Source organism: Mesorhizobium sp. M0292 (assembly GCF_040321695.1).
GTDB lineage: Bacteria > Pseudomonadota > Alphaproteobacteria > Rhizobiales > Rhizobiaceae > Mesorhizobium.
In genome coordinates this window covers 2,501-6,228 of record NZ_JAMYSB010000053.1, presented here as the reverse complement: position 1 = coordinate 6,228, position 3,728 = coordinate 2,501, and the positions used below count along the sequence as shown (strand labels likewise).

Below are 3,728 nucleotides of genomic sequence, written 5' to 3'. Positions count from 1 at the left end.
GCTCTTGCCTGCTCCGGATCTGAAGCAAGCGTTTGCTTGCTTATCTGGACGTAAGCCTGGGCCTATGAACAGGATGGCTTACAGATAGGTATATGGCTGACCAAATGAAAGGGCCGCTTGCGCGGCCCGTGATCCCTTGGCGGGCCTTTTCGTAGAGAGAAGATTCAGTTTCATCCGGTTTGCGGATGAGAGTTCAACGTGCGTTTTGCAGACCTGGCAGCGACCTACTCTCCCGCGTCTTGAGACGAAGTACCATCAGCGCTGGAGCGTTTCACGGCCGAGTTCGGAATGGGATCGGGTGCAGCCGCTCCGCCATAACCACCAGGTCGGCAAAACGCACGTTATATCGAGAAGCTGTTTTTTCGTGCCAAGGCGACGTTTGTGTCTAGCTAACGGACAAAGTCCGCAAGCGCGACTGCGCGTCGCCGGTTTTCCGGCGCCCTCGCGGAGCATAGGCCCTGTTAAGGGCCGCTCATGCGTGAGCGCTGGTCAGATCATCGTGTTCACGATGAGCATAAGGAATGAGAACGATCAAGCCGATCGAACTATTAGTACCGGTAAGCTTCAAGCGTTGCCGCTCTTCCACACCCGGCCTATCAACGTGGTCGTCTTCCACGGTTCTCAGGGAATACTCGTTTTAAGGTGGGTTTCCCGCTTAGATGCCTTCAGCGGTTATCCCGTCCGGATATAGCTACCCTGCTATGCGGCTGGCGCCACAACAGGTCCACCAGAGATCCGTCCATCCCGGTCCTCTCGTACTAGGGACAGATCCTTTCAATATTCCTACACCCACGGCAGATAGGGACCGAACTGTCTCACGACGTTCTGAACCCAACTCACGTACCGCTTTAAATGGCGAACAGCCATACCCTTGGGACCTGCTCCAGCCCCAGGATGCGATGAGTCGACATCGAGGTGCCAAACAACCCCGTCGATATGGACTCTTGGGGGTCATCAGCCTGTTATCCCCGGCGTACCTTTTATCCGTTGAGCGATGGCCCTTCCACGCGGGACCACCGGATCACTATGACCGACTTTCGTCTCTGCTCGACTTGTCAGTCTCGCAGTCAGGCAGGCTTATGCCATTGCACTCAGCGAACGATTTCCGACCGTTCTGAGCCCACCATCGCGCGCCTCCGTTACTCTTTAGGAGGCGACCGCCCCAGTCAAACTACCCACCATACATTGTCCCGGACCCGGATAACGGGCCGCGGTTAGACATCCATAGTAATAAGGGTGGTATTTCAAGGGTGGCTCCACCTGAGCTGGCGCCCAGGTTTCAAAGCCTACCACCTATCCTACACATGCCACTACGAATGCCAATGTAAAGCTATAGTAAAGGTGCACGGGGTCTTTCCGTCTAACCGCAGGAACCCCGCATCTTCACGGGGAATTCAATTTCACTGAGTCTATGCTGGAGACAGCGGGGAAGTCGTTACGCCATTCGTGCAGGTCGGAACTTACCCGACAAGGAATTTCGCTACCTTAGGACCGTTATAGTTACGGCCGCCGTTTACTGGGGCTTCGATTCAGAGCTTGCACCCCTCCTCTTAACCTTCCAGCACCGGGCAGGCGTCAGACCCTATACGTCGTCTTGCGACTTCGCAGAGCCCTGTGTTTTTGATAAACAGTCGCTACCCCCTGGTCTGTGCCACCCTCCTCTACTTGCGTAGAAAAGGGTCACGCTTCTTCCGAAGTTACGCGTGCAATTTGCCGAGTTCCTTCAGCATAGTTCTCTCAAGCGCCTTGGTATACTCTACCTGACCACCAGTGTCGGTTTCGGGTACGGTTTATAAGGAGGAGCTATTTCCTGGAACCGCTCCGCTGCCCGTTCAATCCGATAAGATTGGACAACTTGTGCGATCCGTCACTACCTCCAAGCCCACGAATATTAACGTGGTTCCCATCGACTACGCGTTTCCGCCTCGTCTTAGGGGCCGGCTAACCCTGCTCAGATTAGCTTTAAGCAGGAACCCTTGGTCTTTCGGCGGGGGAGTCTCTCACTCCCCTTACGTTACTCATGTCAGCATTCGCACTTCTGATACCTCCACCACCCCTCACGGGTATGGCTTCGTCAGCTTACAGAACGCTCCGCTACCGCTTGGCCCTTGCGGACCAAACCCTAAGCTTCGGTGTATGGCTTTAGCCCCGTTACATTTTCGGCGCAAAGACCCTTATTTAGACCAGTGAGCTGTTACGCTTTCTTTAAATGATGGCTGCTTCTAAGCCAACATCCTGGTTGTTTTGGGATCCTCACATCCTTTCCCACTTAGCCATAACTTGGGGACCTTAGCTGTAGGTCAGGGTTGTTTCCCTTTTCACGACGGACGTTAGCACCCGCCGTGTGTCTGCCGACTAGTACTCCCAGGTATTCGGAGTTTGGTTAGGTTTGGTAATCCGGTGAGGACCCCTAGCCCATCCAGTGCTCTACCCCCTGGGGTATTCGGTCGACGCTCTACCTAAATAGATTTCGCGGAGAACCAGCTATTTCCGAGTTTGATTGGCCTTTCACCCCTAGCCACAAGTCATCCCGAACTATTGCAACAGTTATGGGTTCGGTCCTCCAGTAAGTGTTACCTTACCTTCAACCTGCTCATGGCTAGATCACTCGGTTTCGGGTCTAATGCGACGAACTGAACGCCCTGTTCAGACTCGCTTTCGCTGCGCCTACACCTAGCGGTTTAAGCTTGCTCGTCACACTAAGTCGCTGACCCATTATACAAAAGGTACGTGGTGACCCTTGCGGGCTCCCACTGTTTGTAGGCAATCGGTTTCAGGTACTCTTTCACTCCCCTTGTCGGGGTGCTTTTCACCTTTCCCTCACGGTACTAGTTCGCTATCGGTCATGCACGAGTACTTAGGCTTGGAAGGTGGTCCTCCCAATTTCAGACAGGATTTCACGTGTCCCGCCTTACTCGAGGACGATTGATCGCATTACGCGTACGGGGCTGTCACCCACTATGGCCCTACTTTCCAGAAGGTTCCGCTTGTCTCTCAATCGCCACTGGCCTGGTCCGGGTTCGCTCGCCACTACTTCCGGAGTCTCGGTTGATGTCCTTTCCTACGGGTACTTAGATGTTTCAGTTCCCCGCGTTCGCCACTTTATCCCTATGTATTCAGGATAAGTTACCTATTATCGATACTTGGAAACCACAGTAGCAGATCGCTCTGCTACTCTGATTTTCCAAGTACCTTAGGTGGGTTTCCCCATTCGGAAATCTACGGATCAAAGGGTATTCGCACCTCCCCGTAGCTTATCGCAGCGTATCACGTCCTTCATCGCCTGTGCATGCCAAGGCATCCACCAATTGCCCTTAAGACACTTGATCGTTCTCATTGCCAATGCCCATCCGCGCAATCCGAAGGATTGTCGCTTCAGCCTCTCCCTTGCGGGGTTGGCGTCCGCGCAATTCCAAAGGAATTGTCGCCTGAACCGGATCCTGTGCGGGATCCACATTCGATGTCATTGGCACAAAAAGACCAGCTTCTCGAGATCGGTTCGAGGGTGCGGTTAGGCAAACCCATCATATGCGGGAGATTGAGCGTCTCCCGCGACAAATCACGAACCTTTCGGCTCATGAAGTTCGAACAAATCTTCTCTTTACGATGTCAAAACAGAACAAGCGGCAAGCCAAGAAGCTCACCACAAACCTTTATACGAATGACTTTTTTCACCACCCTCACTCGACACACTTCAAGGCGACGATCCTGCGGATCGCGCGACACGA

Annotated in this window: 2 rRNA genes; both read right to left on the bottom strand. The window is 53.6% G+C overall.

Features of this window, described 5'->3' with window-relative positions:
- Positions 1–211: 211 nt before the first annotated feature.
- Positions 212–326 (bottom strand): 5S ribosomal RNA (gene rrf / locus NKI96_RS32350).
- A 201-nt stretch (positions 327–527) separates the two neighbouring features.
- Positions 528–3,329 (bottom strand): 23S ribosomal RNA (locus NKI96_RS32345).
- Positions 3,330–3,728 lie beyond the last annotated feature (399 nt).